The organism is Mucilaginibacter sp. UR6-1, from assembly GCF_020880975.1.
Taxonomy (GTDB): domain Bacteria; phylum Bacteroidota; class Bacteroidia; order Sphingobacteriales; family Sphingobacteriaceae; genus Mucilaginibacter.
The window spans coordinates 728,313-745,679 of the sequence record NZ_JAJIWP010000002.1 but is presented as its reverse complement, the minus strand read 5'-3'; the positions used below and the strand labels follow the sequence as shown (position 1 = coordinate 745,679).

Here is a 17,367-nt window from a genome sequence, read left to right as displayed (position 1 = left end):
TATGAAATGGCGTTTTAAGCCTTTAATTAAACATCACAAATTTGAACACCCTGCTTTAACGAGGCCAATTTATCCTTTCTTTTAGGGATGAACTCCTGCGCTACGTAACCTTTAAAACCGGTATCAACAATGGCTTTCATGATAGCCGGATAATAAAGTTCCTGGCTTTCATCAATCTCGTTACGGCCTGGTACACCACCGGTATGGTAGTGTGAAAAGTACTTATTGTATTTACGGATGGTAGCAATTACGTCGCCATCCATAATTTGCATGTGGTAAATATCGTACAGCAGCTTAAAGTATTCTGAGCCTACGGCATCGCACAGTGCGGCGCCCCATTTGGTATGGTCGCACATGTAATCGTGGTGGTCAACCTTACTGTTTAACAGCTCCATTACCATTACCACGTTATGTTTTTCGGCTATCGGCATCAGGCGTTTAAGGCCAACGGCACAGTTTTTTAGTCCTTCGGCATCATCCATACCGTTACGGTTGCCCGAAAAACATATGATCTGCTTAAAACCGGCTGCCGCAACTTTGGGTATCACCTCTTCATAGCTTTTCACCAGTTCATCATGCAGTTTGGGGTTATTAAAACCCTCGCCAATGCCTTTGCCCGCGCCTTGTGTAAGCGCGCAAACCAAGCCGTATTTTTTTAAGGTAGGCCATTCTTCGGGCCCGGTTAGGTCAATTGATTTAATGCCCATGGCTTTGGCACCTTTGCAAAGGTCATCCAATGAGATATCGCCATAGCACCAACGGCATACGGAGTGGTTGATGTGTCCTTTCAAATCATCGCTGAGCAGTGCCTCTGCGGCTGATACACGGTTAAATAAACTTTGGCCAACAAAGGCTGCTGCCGAGGTGGCAGCCACTTTTTTTATCATATCTCTGCGGGATGAAGAGTTGTGATTTTCGCTTTTCATTTTTTGAGTAAAGGGTTATATACCTGGGTTTAACGGATGGTTTTTAAATGTACAATAAAAGGTATAATTGTCAAAACTACTATTTTAGCTTTCATATCAAAAAATAGTATTCAATTCGGTCAATATTATGCAATAAACAGCTAATTTGAGGTTACAACAGCACAGTAAAATTATAATGTAACATTAAAAATACTTAGTTAAAAACTTCAGGCCAGCCTTTTTTCCATGTCAGTTTTAATATCCTCAGTTTTGGCCTGCCATTGTCATGCGCGTCATACCCGTGAAACACCAGGTAATCATTACCATTAAAGCTTACCACCGCGTTATGCCCGGCACCATACCAGTTACTATCCGGCTGTAATACTAAACTACCGCCACCTTTGATAAGGGCAATGCCCTGCTTATCCGTATAAGGGCCTTTTATATTTTTTGCCCGCCCCACAATCATTTTATAATTACTTTCCGGGCCTTTACAGCAATAGTCAACCGAGGCGAACAGGTAAAAATACCCGCTTTTTTTAAAGATGAACGGCGCCTCGATAGCATTAGCCGCTCCTGATGAGGCATCTTTTTTACGACTGGCTATAGTTGATATACCGGCAATATCCTCTGCAAAAGTCAGCCTGTCAGCATCAAGCTTTACCATTTTAATACCATCCCAAAAGGAGCCGAAAGCGAGGTATGGTGTGCCTTTATCATCTGTGATCAAATTAGGGTCGATGGCATTCCAATTGGTTTTACCGGGATGCGATCGGATCACCAAGCCATGATCTACCCATTTAAAACCGGGACTATCAGGATGCAATGTTTTATTGGTGGCTACACCAATGGCCGAGGTGTTTTTACCGAACACGGAGACTGAATAATACAGGTAATACTGCCCATTGTGATAAGATACATCAGGTGCCCATATGTACCCCTTAAAACCGGCAATAGTATCAACAGCCCATTTGGGCGCTTCGGCAAATACGGGTTTTTCACGCTTCCAGTTGAGCATATCAACTGACGACCAAACCGCAATGCCATTGCCCGTACAGAAGATGTAGTATACACTATCCTGCTTAATCATCACAGGGTCATGCACGGAGATATCCTTTTTCAGGCCCTGCCCCACTGCTGCAAGGGAGAGTATCAGCAAGGCAAAAATAACAACCGGTTTAGCAATACTTTTCATGTGGTTATTTAATCAGCCTTAGTTCAAAAACATCCGCTGTTTGTGAACCCTGCAGCGCCCTGAATATCAGTTCAAAATTCTTTTTGCTTTTTACTGTCGCCGGTATAGCATATTCGGCTGTGTAAAACCCTTTACCATCAGCATCACCAAGTTTTGCCGCTGGTACTTTTTCACCGTCAATATATACATCAAAGGCACGGTTATCAGCTTTGCTGTAGGTTACCGTTAAAGCTTTGGCTAAGTTGCCCGGGTTTTTAAGCATATAACTAAACCACCCTCTTGCTGTACGGTAATGCCTGTCCTTGTAAATACCCGTCCAGGTTTCTTCTCCTTTAAAGGCGTGGTCGTTTTCGGGTTGCTGTTCGCCCGCGGTGAGGCGGTCAACGGTAATGGTATCCAGTTTTAGTTTGGCATCTTCGGTTTTGCGGATACTATCCTTCATGGCGATTAACCCGGCTTTGCTGGTGTACGGCCAGTACAACATGTAGCGGGTGTTGTAAAGGCTGTAAAAAGGCACCAGCTTTAAGTTTTTATACTGAGGCTGATCGATACCATTAACCGTAAATTCTAATTTACGGTTATTAACAGGCTGTACTGCTGCGGCTAAACTATTCCTTTCGGCTATTATTAATGGCGCTTCATCTAAAGGACGTAATGGCCCACCGGCCACATGCCCCATGCGACTATCATCGGCAAATAATCCGTTTTGCTGTGTGGTATCCGTAGCGGCGGCAAGTACTACCGGGCCATGTACAAATGATACCCAGTTAGAGCCATCGGGCAAGGCCTCGGCCTTGGTTTGCATAGGGAGTTTTACTTTTACTAAATCGCCGGTTTGCCATTTGCGGTTAATGGCGATGTAGCCATCGGTATTGCGGTCAGCCTTTACCGGTTTATTGTTGAGCCAAACCTGCATTTCACCATCCTTTACCCAGGCCGGGCAGCGTATGTGTAATGCAAAATTTCGCGGCTGTTTTATAGTGATTTTAATGGTTGATTCATCATTATAAGGCAACTCAGTATTTTGCTCAAGTTGTAATCCTTTTTCGGCCCAATTTAAAGTTGATGGGATGAACAGGTTCACAAAAATATCCTTTGCCCCATGCGCGTAAATGTATTCACCATACCTGCCATGATTTTCAAGCCCGCTGCCTACACAACACCAAAAACTTTGCTGCGCACTTGAATATACCCTGTAATGCTGCGGCCTTATCGGCGTAAAGTAAACAAAGCCACCATTAGGATTTTGTGAGGAAAGGATATGATTGTATAGCGTGCGCTCGTAATAATCCATATATACTGCAGATGGCTTTGATAAAAACAAATGCCCCGTAAGCTTGAGCATGTTATACGAGTTGCACGTTTCTGGCCCTTCGCGGGTTTCTATCATCCCAGAAAAATCATTTATCGGGTTAAAGTGTTCGCTCACGCTGTTACCGCCTATGGATATGGTTCGATGCTCTACCACATCATGCCAAAAATAGTCAGCGGCGTTTGCCCAAGCCGTATCATGCGCCAGTTCGGCCACGCGCATGTAGCCTATAACCTTGGGTATTTGCGTATTGGCATGTACGCCCGTGAGCGAATCCTGACGGTGCAATAACGGGTTTAATATTTTACGGTGCGAGAAGCGTCTGGCCAGTTCCAAATATTTTTTATCTCCGCTTATGGCAGCAACATCAGCAAAAACCTCGTTCATGCCGCCATGTTCGCTGGTGAGCATGCGTTGTATCTGCGCATCGCTTAGTTTAAATGTGAGCTTGTAAGCCCAATCGGCATATTTTAACAGTATAGTTTTGGCCTGCTGGTTACCACCAACACGGTAAGCATCTATCAACCCGGCAAAGGTTTTATGGATGTTATATAGCGGCACCCATTTTTTATTGAGAGAGAAGTTATCGGCCCGGATATCTCCTGCCCCCACCTGTGCCCACATGGCCTTGCCGCCCGGAACACCGCCAATGTAGCCATCGCCATCTTTTTGCTGGCACAGGGCAAGTTGAGCTACCATATAATCCAACCGCTCCTTTACACGCTTATCGCCGGTTGAGGCATACATGTATGCAAGCGCTGAAAGGTAATGCCCGCCGATGTGCCCGTCGAGCCCGGTGTTCTCCCAGTTAGTGTAGCTTTTGGCTTTGGGTATAAGCCCTGCTTCGCGCAGGTATGGGGACAATAACCGGTCAGCATCCAGTTTCAGAATATATTTCAGATCAGTTTGCTGAGCCGACATGAAAGGTCCCGGCAGCAACCTCACCTGCGATACAGGGAATTGCTGAACGCGCTGCGCTTTTACATTAGTTAAGCTAATCCCTAAAATAACCGCCGCCATTAACGGCACGCTCAATACCCTCATCACGTAAACTATTTTGCAGGTTTAACACCCTGCGTACTCATTTGTATCTTTTGTATGGTTCCATCGGCATTGTAGTACAAATAATCAATACAAACCGACCGCCTGTAACTGCCTCCATTGGTTGGCAGCGAGCCGTTGTGATAGATAAAATATGACTTACCCTTGAAATCAATTATCGACTGGTGGTTGGTGTTAGAGTTACCTGCCACCTCGTTAATAATACCCTTAAATACCCACGGGCCATTAACGCTTTTACTCATGGCATAGGCTATTTTTTCAGGAAACTGGTAAGCGTATGACAGATAGTACCAGCCTTTGTGCTTATGTATCCACGGCGCTTCGGTAAAGTTTGGCAGGCCGGTAATGGCTTGTATAGGGCCGTCAAGCTCTGTCATATTGGGTTTTAGCCTGGCATAATAGCAAACCGTATTACCCCAAAACAGGTAAGCCTGCCCGTCATTATCAATAATTACTGATGGATCAATATCATCCCAGGTGATGCCTGTCTGCTTGGTCATGTCATTTGTGATCAGCGCCGAACCACGGGCATCCTTGAACGGGCCGGTCGGACTGTCAGACACGGCAACGCCGATGGCTTTACCATGGATAGTACCATGCTCAACCGCTACGTACCAGTAAAACTTGCCGTTACGCTCAATTACCTGCGACGCCCATGCATCAGCCTTGGCCCATTTAAACTCCTTTACGTTTAATGGCGATGGGTGCTCCTTCCAGGTCACCATATCAGCAGACGAATAGCAAAGCCATTCGCTCATGTAATAATAATCCTTACCGGGAGGCGGCGAATCGTGCCCGGTATACAGGTAAACGCTATCCTTATAAACAAAGGCAGCCGGATCGGCAGTATATTTATTTTTTATGATGGGGTTACGCGCCAGGGTATCAGGCACATCGGCACCCTTACCTTTTTTGGCCGACTGGCCAGCAGCGCTTAGCTGACCAAAGGCTAAAGCCATTAACACATATACCTTTAAAAATTTGATATTCATCTGTCGTTTTTGTTGTTAAACCGCTCCGGTTATTTTTAATACATAGGCATCATTGCAAGGCTTTTCGGCAGGCAAATCAACGCTAAGCCCATCCGCACTTTGCTGAAAGGTTAACTTAGCGCTACTGCCCAGCAATTGCACATTATTAACTTTACCCGTGTTACCCATTGTTTTGATGATACTTTTGTTGTTAGCCGGCCAATCCAGCAGCGTAGCGTAAACAGCATCGCCTTTTGTGGTAAAACGGATGTCTTCAGCGGTGTAAGGCTTATTTTTACCCTCGTTAAAACCCTGCGCGCTCAATGGCGCTTCGGATGCCATGGCAGGTCCTTCGCCATATACCTTCCAGGGGCGGGTACCGTAAATACATTCACTGTTCACTTTCATCCAGGCGGTGATGCCATCAACTACGGCGCGCTCTTTTTCGTCCATACTGCCATCGCCCCTAAGCGGAACGTTGAGGAGTAAATTACCGTTCTTGCTCACTACATCAACCAGTGTATGAACAACCGTTTTTGGCGTTTTGTAGCCATTACCGTCATACACGCGCCTGTCATAATGCCACTGCCCTATACAGGTATCGGTTTGCCACGGGAATGATTCTATTTTGTTGCTCTGCCCCCGCTCAATATCCCATATCATGCATTTGCGCTGTTGCTCGTCAAGTATCTTACCGAAAACAGCGGCACGGTTTTTACCATATTTTTTAAGGCTTTTGTTATACAGATAGGCGGTTACCTTCAAGCCCACATCGCTCACCGGCCATAGCGGCAGCGCGGTGTCATCAAAGTACATTAGTTCCGGGTCATAGTGGTCGATCAGGTCGATCATACGGTTATAAAAATTGTCGCAATAAGCCTTTGAAGGCGGGTATGCCCCGTTTTGCCAACCCCACTGACCATGTATTGAACCACCATCCAAACTATCCTTACTTAACGGGTGGTTTTGGGCATATAGTTCCTGCGGATCGAGGCCGTCCCACCATTTTCCTTTACCATCGGCTTTGGTTAGTTTCCCGTCATAAGGTACACCGGCATACGGCCCGCTTTTATCTGATCGCTGCGCGGTTTCATACCATCTCCAGGCGTGGGCGGAATGTACACTCACCCCAAACGGCAAGCCCTGCCTTTTGGCGGCGGCGGCCCAACCTTTTAATATATCCTTTTTAGGGCCAACACGTGTTGAATTCCAGCGCTGGTGTTTGCTATTATACAGGTCAAGGTTATCATGATGATTGGCCAGCGCCATAAAATACTTTGCACCGGCATTTTTGTATAGTTCTACCGTTTCTTCGGGGTTCCAGCGCTCGGCTTTCCACTCGTTTATTACATCCTTAAACCCAAATTTTGATGGGTGGCCGTATTTTTCACAGTGGAATTTATACTGGTCGCTGCCCTCCTCATACATTCCACGGGCATACCAATCGCCATGTTCGGGCTGACATTGCGGGCCCCAGTGTGCCCAAATGCCAAACTTGGCATCACGAAACCAGTCAGGCACTTCATATTTTTCAAGGGACGCCCACGTAGGCTGAAAAGGGCCTTTAGCATCCCCGGCTAAATTTAGCAGCCCGCCCGCTTTTGATTTTGAAAGGTACAATGCCGACAACCCCGTCAGTCCTGTTTTCAATAACGATCTTCTGTTCATTATTTATATTTTTTTTGCCCTAATTATGCCCTTAGTGCATAACAGGCGGTTTTACTTCATCTTTAATTTGATCACTTTGAATGAGTAAGGCTCGGCATCAACAACCAAGCTGCTGCCAGAAACATTCACACTACCTTCTGCCGGGGCAATAAATTGCGGTTGCTCCAGCGAGTTCACTACATCGGGCTTATCGCTGGTTAAAGTGGTTACCCATGCTTTGGTTTGATAGTTGCTTAGTCCTTTGATATCCAGACTGGCCTTATGGCTTTTGCCGGAAACATTTACCACTTTTATCAGCAATTCCTTAGTGTTTTTGTTGATGGTAGCATTAGCGTATATACCATCCTGACCAGCTATAGGCTGACCGTTAAGCAGCATAGGCACCACGTTTGTGCCTTTATTAAGCGAGTATAACTTTTGCACATAGTAGTTTGGTGTGCCGTAGTGCTTCAGGTTATCAAACCAGATCAGATCGGGCGCCCACTGCCATGCATCCACATGGGCAAACAACGGCGCGTACGATGCCATGTTCACCACATCGGCGTTACGCTCAAGGCCGGTCATGAAGGCGGCTTCGGCCAGTGCGGCTTCCAGGTTGTTCTTCTTTAGAGCATCATCAACGCCCGGTACATGCGCAGCATATTCACCAGCAAATATTTTAGGGCCGTTACGATCATAACTATCATAACGTTTGGCATTATCCCTGAACCATTGCGGCGGACGGTAGTAATGCTCATCCAATATATCGGCCTTTAAACCACGAAAAGCGGTGTTCAACGTATCAAACCTTGCTCCATCAGGGTCAGTACCCGTACTGGTAACTATTTTTACCTGCGGATATTTCTTCTTGATGGCGTCGCGGAACAATGTCCAGCGTTCAACATAATTCGGGCCCCAGTTCTCGTTTCCCACGCCCAGCATCTTCAAATTAAATTTAGCCGGGTGCCCCAGACTGATGCGCAGCTTACCCCATTTGGTACTGGCATCGCCATTGGCAAACTCGATAAGGTCGAGCGCGTCCTGAACGTAAGGGTCTATCTGATCTACCGGAACCAGCTCGCCGCTGTTGAACTGGCAGGCCATGCCGCAATTCAATATCGGCAATGGCTCGGCACCAATATCTTCGGCCAGCATAAAGTACTCCATAAACCCTAAGCCGAAAGACTGGAAATAATCGGGCGTTGAGCGGTGCTTGAACTCGGTATTCCAACGGTTAATGATGGTTTCGCGTTTGTCCACATCGCCTATGGTTTTTTTCCATTGATAACGATTAACCAGGTATCTGCCCTCAACAATACATCCACCCGGAAAGCGGATAAAGCCGGGTTTCATATCGGCCAGCATCTGTACCAGATCGGCACGCAAGCCATTGGCTCGGTTTTTCCAAGTATGCTGCGGAAACAGCGAAATCATATCCAGATCGATATTCCCCCTGCCCTTTAGCGTAATATAAAGGCTACCCTTTGCCGCCTGCGCGGTAGCGGTAAGGCTTACGTTAAACTTTTTCCATTGTGCCGATTTAGGTTGCACAACAGCGCTGCCTATTGCTTTTCCGCTTTCGTCCCGCAGTTCAAGCTGTATAGTAACGTTGCTGCCTGCCGCCTGCCTGGCAATCACCGAAAAATTATAACCCTCACCCTTGCGAATACCCATGCCACGAAAACCCTCGTTAGACAGGCCTATACCTTGAGCTGATGGTACCGTTACATTAATATAATGCGGATTATCGGGGCGTTCGGCCTTACGGTCAACCACCTTTACGGCGCTGCTATCACCGGCAACTTTCCAGCCCATTAGGGCATTATCAAACTCGAACGAGCGATTTTTAACAAGTTCGGCATATAAACCGCCATCGGCACCCATATTTATATCTTCAAAAAAGATGCCGTACATGGTTGGCTGTATGGTTGCCTTTAGCTGCGTAGGATCAACCGTATAAACGGCGCTTGTTTGGGCAAACGCACTTGCTGATAAGCACACAGCGCCCACAACCAAGGCTATTTTACCTGTTTTAAAATTTATCATTAGTTATTAAACTTTATACCGATTCAATTTACTTTTTAAGCTTCAAAACCACTATTGATATTGGCGGCAATTTTACTTTTAACTTACCCCCTTTTACAGACGCGTCCTTAAAAGCGGCCGGCTTTAATTTATCAGGCACCGCGAAAGTATTATGATCCTGTAATGATTTTGAGGTAAGTATCCTTCCGGTCACTCCTTTAAATGCTAAGCCATCAAGGGTAATATCAATGTCCTGCGCGTTCTTCGGGTCAATGTTGGTTAGGGTGATGTGTGCCACGCCTGCCTTATCTACCGATGCCGAAACTGATACGGCAGGCAGCTTTTCGTTACCGAACACATAATCCTTAGTGTTTACCTCTACCGGCAACAGTGTAGCATCCTGGTGCACGTTATACATTTCCATAATGTGGTATGTTGGCGTAAGTACCATTTTTTCCTTATCGGTAAGTATCACTGCCTGCAACACGTTAATGGCCTGCGCCAGGTTGGCCATGCGTACCCTGTCGGCATGGTTATTAAATATGTTCAGCGTTACACCGGCTATCAGCGCATCGCGCATGGTGTTTTGCTGGTACAGGAAACCCGGGTTAGTACCGTCTTCCACATCGTACCATCCGCCCCACTCATCAACAACAAGGGCTATTTTTTTCTGCGGATCGTACTTATCCATTATGGCCGAGTGTTTGGTAACCAGTTCTTCCATAAACAGGGCGCTCTTCATCGTGCGGAAGTATTGCTCGTCAGTAAACTTAACTGCCGGGCCTTTTTTATTCCATTCAATAACCGAGTAATGGTGCAGCGCCACGCCCTCCATCAAATGGCCTGGTATAGTCTTCATCAAAGTTTCGGTCCAGTGGTAATCGGCTGAGTTAGCGCCTGATGCTATGCGGAACAGCTTATCGCCCGTCATGAAGGTGGCGTATTTTTTAAACTCGTTGGCGTAATATTCAGGTGTCATGTTACCACCGCAGCCCCAGGCCTCGTTGCCTACGCCCCAAAAGCGTACGTCCCAGGGTTTATCACGTCCGTTCTCGCGACGAAGATTTGACATCGGGTTCTTATTATCTGAGCCTACGTATTGTACCCAGTCGGCAAGTTCCTGCACGGTGCCGCTGCCAATGTTACCGGCCAGGTAAGGGTCGGTGCCCAGTAGTTCGCACATATTCAAAAAGTCATGCGTGCCAAAGCTGTTATCCTCGGTAACGCCGCCCCACCATTTATTTACGATGGATGGACGTTTATCCTTCGGGCCAATGCCATCCTTCCAATGGTAGGTATCGGCAAAGCAGCCACCCGGCCAGCGCAGCGATGGTATTTTCATTTTTTTTAGCGCGGCAACAATGTCATTACGCACACCCGCGGTGTTAGGTATTTTTGATGTATCGCCCACATAAAAGCCGCCATATATGCAACGGCCTAAATGCTCGGCAAAGTGGCTGTAAATGTATTTACTAATGGTGGTTTTGCCCTGCCCTGCATGTACCGTTACCGTGTTTTGCTGCTGGGCGTAAGTGCTGCCGCTTATTAATAATAGTAATAAAACCTTTGCAGGCTTACCAAATAAGTTCATAATCAGGTTTATTTAATGGTTAGTAAGTTGGTTGGATTGGATTACTTGGCTGTTAAGAATTTGTAGATAGTATAGGTTTTATACTCCTGCCCCGGTTTTAATGTAGTAGTGGGGAACGTTGGCTGATTCGGAGAATCCGGAAAGTGCTGTGTTTCCAGGCACAATGCCGAGCGATGCCCATAAGCTACACCGCCTTTGCCATCCTTATCGGCACCGTTTAAAAAGTTGCCGCTGTAAAACTGCACACCCGGCTCGGTAGTGTAAACCTCCATGCTGATGCCGGTTTCGGGGCTTGAAACGGTGGCTACCGGTTTTTCAAGATCGTGCTGGTTAAGTACAAAGTTATGATCGTACCCCTTACCAAACTTTAATTGCTGATCGTCAGCCTCAATATCCTTACCAATGGCTTTGGCCGCAGTAAAATCAAACGGGGTACCTTTTACGGCTTGTAATTTACCTGTCGGGATCAATGTAGCATCAACCGGGGTAAATTTATCAGCATTAATATAAAGCTGATGGTTGGTAATTGCCGCGCCGTTATGCCCGTTAAGGTTAAAGTAAGCATGGTTGGTAAGGTTTACCACGGTAGCTATATCGGTAGTTGCCTTATAGGCTATCTTTAATTCATTATCATTAGTAAGTTCATAGGTAACATCAACGGTAAGCGTACCCGGATAGCCACCTTCGCCGTCCTTTGAAACATAGCTTAGTTCAAGCGTTTTGTCATCGGCCTTTTTAACATCCCAAACCTGGCAAAAAAAGCCTTTAAAACCACCATGCAGGGTGTTAACGCCATCGTTAATATCTAACTGATAAGGCTTTCCGTCCAATGTGAATTTGCCTTTTGCAATGCGGTTACCATAACGGCCAATTAACGCGCCGAAATAAGGCTCGCCTTTTTTCTGATAGCTTTTAAGCGAATCGTATCCTAAAACAACATCAGTAAACTTACCATCCTTGTCAGGCACGTTCAGGCTAACCACCCGTCCGCCATAATTGGTAATGCCTACGCTTACGCCATTGCTGTTTTTTAACGTATACAGGCTAACCTCTTTACCATCAACGGTACCCTTGATATTATTGGTTGTACTATCCGCGGTAACAGTGTCGGTATTTTCAGCAGTTTGCTTTGATGGGCCGCCGCAGGCGGTAATGGCTGTGGCTATTACTAAGCTCATAATTATCTGTACAGATTTATTTTTCATAAAACGAATATTAACAGGTTTAAAGATTATAATTGGCTCGACATGGACAGGGGTGGTTTTATTCCCTGCAGTGCTCCGAAAGTATAAAATAAAAATTTAATTGTTATAAAAACACTTAAAAAAATTACATTTTTGTTTCAGCGGAGCTGATAAATCATCGCAAACAATATTGCTAAATCGAACTTATTAGTACCATACCAGGCATAATTAAACTTATTTACTTTTTTAAGCTTAATAATTACATTTGCACTTACGCAACAGCCTTTATTACAAATAAAAAATGCAGAAATACTCCAAACAAACCCGTATACTACTTGCAGTTGATTGTATTGTTTTTGGTTTTGACGGTGAAGCTTTGAAGATTTTGCTGATTAAAAGAGGCTTTCAACCCGAGAAAGGCAACTGGAGTTTAATGGGCGGTTTTGTGCAGCCCGAAGAAAGTTTAGACCAGGCATCAAACCGTATATTAAAGGAGCTTACCGGCCTTGAGGGTGTTTACCTTGAGCAACTGCACACCTTTGGCGACCCGCAGCGCGACCCGATTGAGCGCACAGTATCAGTAGCTTATTTTGCTTTAATAGATATTAACAAATACGAAAAGCAGATAAGTGATGACTACCACGCCGAATGGTTTACTCTTAAACGTACGCCAAAAGTAATTTTCGATCAGCAGGAAATGGTGGAGCAGGCCAAGAAGCGCATAAGATACAAGGCTGCCATGCACCCTATATTATTTGAGCTGCTTCCCTCAAAATTTACCATCCCTCAATTACAAAACCTGTACGAAAACGTTTTTAACACCGCGATTGATAAGCGCAATTTCAGCAAAAGGGTATTGGCCACAGGCTTGCTTATTAAGCTAAACGAAAAAGATAAGGCAGGCTCAAAACGCGGCGCATATTACTACCAGTTAAATATGCACAATTACTACTCTAAATTCCAGGCGTTTATGAACTTTATACCTAACCCCGACAGCATTTCGGCATCCTGATGCAATTTAGCACCCGGCCATTTCGTTTTTGATACAGTAAACCCTTTTGCAGATTTTGAAAAAAAAGTTCTGCAAAATTTTTATTTATCAAAATTTAAGTGTTAATTCGACACTAATTATAAATCTAATCATGAGTAATAAAGCATACGTGATCGGGGTCGACTATGGGTCAGACTCCGTACGCTCGGTTATTGTTGATGCCGCCGACGGGCAGGAAATAGCTTCATCAGTATATAATTATCCACGCTGGCAAAAAGGCGTGTACTGCAACGCTGCCGAGAACCAGTTTCGCCAGCACCCGCTCGACTATATTGAGGGATTGGAAACAACCATTAAGGATTGCCTTAGCCAGGCCGGCGCTGATATTGCCGCGCTTGTTAAAGGCATCTCTGTTGATACTACAGGCTCAACTCCAGTAGCGGTTGACGCTACCGGCCATCCGCTGGCTTTACGCCCTGAATTTAAGGAGAACCCGAACGCCATGTTTGTTTTATGGAAGGACCATACATCAGTTGATGAGGCCGCCGAGATAAACGAACATGCCACAAAATTTGATACCAACTACCTTAAATATGTAGGCGGCATTTATTCGTCCGAATGGTTTTGGGCAAAATTGCTGCATGTAATCCGCGTGGATGAGCAGGTAAACAGCGCCCTGCACTCGTGGGTTGAGCATTGCGACTGGATTCCATTTTTGCTTACCGGCGGTACCGATGTTAAGCAGATAAAACGCAGCCGTTGCGCAGCCGGGCACAAAGCCCTTTGGGCCGAAGAATTTGACGGCCTGCCGCCTGATGAATTCTTTTCATCATTAGACCCATTGCTGACCGGCATTACCGGTAAGCTTTTTAAAGATACCTATACCTCCGACGTTGCCGCCGGAACATTGAGTGCCGAGTGGGCCGATAAGTTAGGCTTATCAACCGATGTTGTGGTTGGCGTTGGCGCTTTCGACGCGCACATGGGCGCCGTAGGCGGGCAGATAGAGCCTTATTACCTGAGCAAGGTGATGGGCACATCAACCTGCGATATGATGGTGGTACCCACTGCCGATATTGAAGGCAAAACCGTACGCGGCATTTGCGGGCAGGTAAATGGCTCGGTAATACCCGGCATGATCGGGCTTGAAGCCGGTCAATCCGCCTTTGGCGATACCTATGCCTGGTTTAAGAACCTGTTGAGCTGGCCGCTTAACAATCTGCTGGCAAACTCAAAAGTGATTGATGAGGCTACTGCCGAAAAGCTGAAAGAAGAAATAGCCGACCAAATCATCCCCGAACTAAGCCGCCAGGCCGCCTTGCTGCCTGTTGAAAGCGATAGCGAACTGGCTATCGACTGGTTTAACGGCCGGCGTACACCGGATGCCAATCAATTACTTACAGGTACCATAGCCGGGTTAAGCCTGGGCAGCGATGCGCCGCGCGTTTTCCGGGCATTGGCTGAGGCTACCTGCTTTGGCGCAAAAAGCATTGTTGACCGTTTTATTGAGGAAGGTATCCCCGTTAAAGGTATCATAGGTATAGGTGGCGTGGCTAAAAAATCGCCGTTCGTGATGCAGATGATGGCCGATATTTTGGGTATGCCTATACGCATCCACCAATTTAAACATACCTGTGCTTTGGGCGCGGCCATGTTTGCCACAGTGGTTGCAGGTATATATACTACTACCGAAGAGGCCATGGAGGCCATGGGCCGTGGTTTTGATGTGGAGTACACCCCTAATCCTGACAATACCGCTGTTTATGCCGACAGGTACCAGCAGTACAAAACACTGGGAGCCGACATTGCCAAACAAATAACCGATAAAGAAAAAACCACTGTAACGGCATGAGTAAAAAATATCATGATATAAGAGAAAGCGCTTACGAGGCTAACATGCAATTACCCAAACTGGGTTTAGTACTATTTACTTTTGGTAATGTTAGCGCCGCCGACCGTGAGCAACGTGTATTTGCCATTAAACCCAGCGGCGTACCTTACGAAAAGCTATCGCCCAAGAAAATGGTGATCGTTGATTTTGACGGTAATATTGTTGATGGCGACCTGAGGCCATCATCAGACACTAAAACACATGCCGTGCTTTACAAGCATTGGGAAAACATCAACGGCATTGTGCACACGCACTCTACTTACGCTACCGCCTGGGCGCAAACCCAGCGTGATATACCCATTTTTGGTACCACACACGCCGACCACCTTACGGTTGATGTGCCCTGCGCGCCGCCAATGGATGATGAAATGATAAAAGGCGATTATGAGTACGAAACCGGTTTTCAGATCATGAACTGCTTTAATGAAAAGGGCCTGAGCTATGAGGACGTAGAAATGGTACTGGTAGGTAATCACGCCCCTTTTACCTGGGGCAAAACCGCTGATAAAGCCGTATATAACAGCGCCGTGCTTGAAAGCGTTGCGCAAATGGCATACCTTACCGAGCAGATCAACCCGCAATCGCCACGACTGAAGGATGCCCTGATCAAAAAACACTTTGAGCGCAAACATGGCCCTAACTCTTATTACGGCCAATAAACCAAGCCCCCTATATGTATAAATATATATTTTTATTGAGTATCAGTATGCTGACGGTTTGTGCACAGGCGCAAACTGTTAGCAGTCCTGATAAAAACATTACGGTAAATTTTAGCCTGAATGCGGGCAAGCCGTTTTATACAGTTGCCAGCAAAGGCAAACCTGTAATTGCACAATCAGCTTTGGGCATAGCTAAAAGCAATGGTAATTTTTATAGTGGTTTAAAGCTTAAAAGCGTTTCAAAAATAAGTTTGGGCGGTCAGCTTTATACTATGGTGAACGCCAAAAAGCACCACATTAATTACAAATTTGCCAGGCGCACCTACAGCCTTGTTAATGCTGCGGGTAAACAAATGGATGTAATATTCCAGGTATCAAATGATGGGGTGGCTTTTCGTTATTACTTTCCGGCTGGCGGCAATAATGATGCGGTTATCAATAAAGAATATACCGAATACCGTTTCGCGCCATCAACCAAAACCTGGTTGCAGCCTAAAGCCGAGGCTAAAAGCGGGTGGGAACATACCAATCCATCGTACGAGGAGTATTACGAGCAGGATGTTACCGCGGGCAAATATTCAAAAACCGGCTGGATATACCCCGCACTGTTTAAAACCGGCAACACCTGGGCACTGATAACCGAAGCAGGTATGGATGGCAGCTACTGCGGCACTACCTTAAAAAATGATTCGCTGAGCAGCACCTACCATATTAACTTTCCGGATAAGCGTGAAATTTTTACCGGCAGAGATCTGTTGCCTAAAAATGTGACTTACACACCATGGCGGGTAATTACCGTAGGTGGTTTAAAAACCATTATTGAATCAACCCTGGGTACTGATGTTGCTACACCTGAAATTAAGTTGACCGACACATCCATCATCAAACCCGGCAAAGCCGCCTGGAGCTGGATCATGAGCAAGGATGACTCCATTACTTATACCGAGCAGGTACGCTATGTTGACCTTGCCGCCAAAATGAACTGGCAGTACTGCCTGGTTGATGCCGACTGGGACAGAAAAATTGGTTACGACAAGATCAAAAAACTTGCCGACTATGCCAAAACCAAAAATGTGGGTATACTATTATGGTATAATTCCGCAGGCCCATGGAATACCGTAAAATATACGCCGAAAGATAAACTGCTTACCCATGAAGACAGGGAGAAGGAATTTTCGCGCCTGAATGAAATGGGTATAAAGGGCGTTAAGATAGATTTTTTTGGCGGCGATGGACGCTCCATGATCCAGTATTATGTAGATATTTTAAAGGATGCCGCGGCGCATGGCTTATTGGTAAACTTTCATGGCGCAACATTGCCGCGGGGATGGGCACGTACCTATCCTAACCTGATGACCACCGAGGCGGTACGCGGTTATGAAATGATAACCTTTGAGCAGGTAGGTGCCGATAACGAGGCCAATCACTGCGCTATGCTACCCTTTACGCGTAACGCTTTTGACCCGATGGACTTTACGCCCATGAACCTGTACAAAATACCTACGCACGTAAAACGCAAAACCACCAGCGGCTTTGAACTTGCAACAAGCGTACTATTCCTGTCGGGCATACAGCATTATGCCGAATCGCCGGAGGGAATGACGCATGTGCCTGAATACGTGGTATCATTTCTGCAAAACCTGCCCAATTATTGGGATGATGTAAAGTTTGTTGACGGCTTTCCGGGTAAGTACGCGGTTATAGCACGTAAAAGCGGTAACAAGTGGTACATAGCCGGTATTAATGGCGAGAACACAGGTAAAGAAGTAAGCATCAGCCTTAAAGATTTTAAAGCCACCAAAGCCAAACTGATAACCGATGGTGCCGAACCGCTGAGCTTTACGCAAAGCGATGTACCGGCAGATCAACCGGCAAAAATTACCATGAAAGGTAACGGCGGCTTTGTACTGGTGTTAGAATAACAACCCGAATAA

The 17,367-nt window shown here is 46.0% G+C and carries 12 protein-coding genes; 4 read left to right on the top strand and 8 right to left on the bottom strand.

What is annotated here, in order from left to right; all coding sequences use genetic code 11:
* Positions 1-26 precede the first annotated feature (26 nt).
* From LJ707_RS08650 to LJ707_RS08615, 8 genes are all read right to left on the bottom strand, one after another.
* The gene (locus LJ707_RS08650; protein ID WP_228950407.1) at positions 27-926 is read right to left on the bottom strand and encodes a hydroxypyruvate isomerase family protein; all 900 of its coding nucleotides are present in this window, start codon (positions 924-926) and stop codon (positions 27-29) included.
* 193 nt (positions 927-1,119) lie between these two features.
* Entirely contained in the window at positions 1,120-2,100 is a 981-nt protein-coding gene (locus LJ707_RS08645; RefSeq protein ID WP_228950406.1) for an arabinan endo-1,5-alpha-L-arabinosidase, read from the bottom strand.
* A gap of 4 nt (positions 2,101-2,104) precedes the next feature.
* Positions 2,105-4,456, bottom strand: coding sequence for a glycoside hydrolase family 127 protein (locus LJ707_RS08640; RefSeq protein ID WP_228950405.1), 2,352 nt, complete (start codon positions 4,454-4,456; stop codon positions 2,105-2,107).
* Positions 4,457-4,464: 8 nt separating this feature from the next.
* Positions 4,465-5,466, bottom strand: a complete 1,002-nt coding sequence (locus LJ707_RS08635; protein WP_228950404.1) for a glycoside hydrolase family 43 protein — start codon at positions 5,464-5,466, stop codon at positions 4,465-4,467.
* A gap of 15 nt (positions 5,467-5,481) precedes the next feature.
* Positions 5,482-7,113, bottom strand: a complete 1,632-nt coding sequence (locus LJ707_RS08630) for an alpha-L-fucosidase (RefSeq protein WP_228950403.1) — start codon at positions 7,111-7,113, stop codon at positions 5,482-5,484.
* Between the two features lie 51 nt (positions 7,114-7,164).
* Entirely contained in the window at positions 7,165-9,138 is a 1,974-nt protein-coding gene (locus LJ707_RS08625) for an alpha-L-arabinofuranosidase C-terminal domain-containing protein (protein ID WP_228950402.1), read from the bottom strand.
* 28 nt (positions 9,139-9,166) lie between these two features.
* Positions 9,167-10,708 (bottom strand): alpha-N-arabinofuranosidase, encoded by a 1,542-nt coding sequence (locus tag LJ707_RS08620; RefSeq protein ID WP_228950401.1) that lies wholly within the window; start codon positions 10,706-10,708, stop codon positions 9,167-9,169.
* Positions 10,709-10,749: 41 nt separating this feature from the next.
* Complete coding sequence (locus LJ707_RS08615) at positions 10,750-11,913, bottom strand: aldose epimerase family protein (RefSeq protein WP_228950400.1); 1,164 nt, start codon at positions 11,911-11,913, stop codon at positions 10,750-10,752.
* Between the two features lie 280 nt (positions 11,914-12,193).
* Here LJ707_RS08615 and LJ707_RS08610 point away from each other — a divergent pair, with 280 nt between their 5' ends.
* The 4 genes from LJ707_RS08610 (at position 12,194) to LJ707_RS08595 (ending at position 17,355) form a co-directional block, all read left to right on the top strand.
* Positions 12,194-12,904 carry an NUDIX domain-containing protein gene (locus LJ707_RS08610; protein WP_228950399.1) on the top strand — a complete coding sequence of 237 codons (711 nt, stop codon included), beginning with the start codon at positions 12,194-12,196 and terminating at the stop codon, positions 12,902-12,904.
* Positions 12,905-13,034: 130 nt separating this feature from the next.
* Entirely contained in the window at positions 13,035-14,735 is a 1,701-nt protein-coding gene (locus LJ707_RS08605) for a ribulokinase (protein ID WP_228950398.1), read from the top strand.
* Positions 14,732-15,433: an L-ribulose-5-phosphate 4-epimerase gene (locus LJ707_RS08600; RefSeq protein WP_228950397.1), complete on the top strand. Its 702-nt coding sequence runs from the start codon at positions 14,732-14,734 to the stop codon at positions 15,431-15,433. The genes LJ707_RS08605 and LJ707_RS08600 overlap by 4 nt, the downstream gene beginning before the upstream one ends.
* A 14-nt stretch (positions 15,434-15,447) precedes the next feature.
* Complete coding sequence (locus LJ707_RS08595) at positions 15,448-17,355, top strand: glycoside hydrolase family 97 protein (RefSeq protein WP_228950396.1); 1,908 nt, start codon at positions 15,448-15,450, stop codon at positions 17,353-17,355.
* Positions 17,356-17,367: the final 12 nt, after the last annotated feature.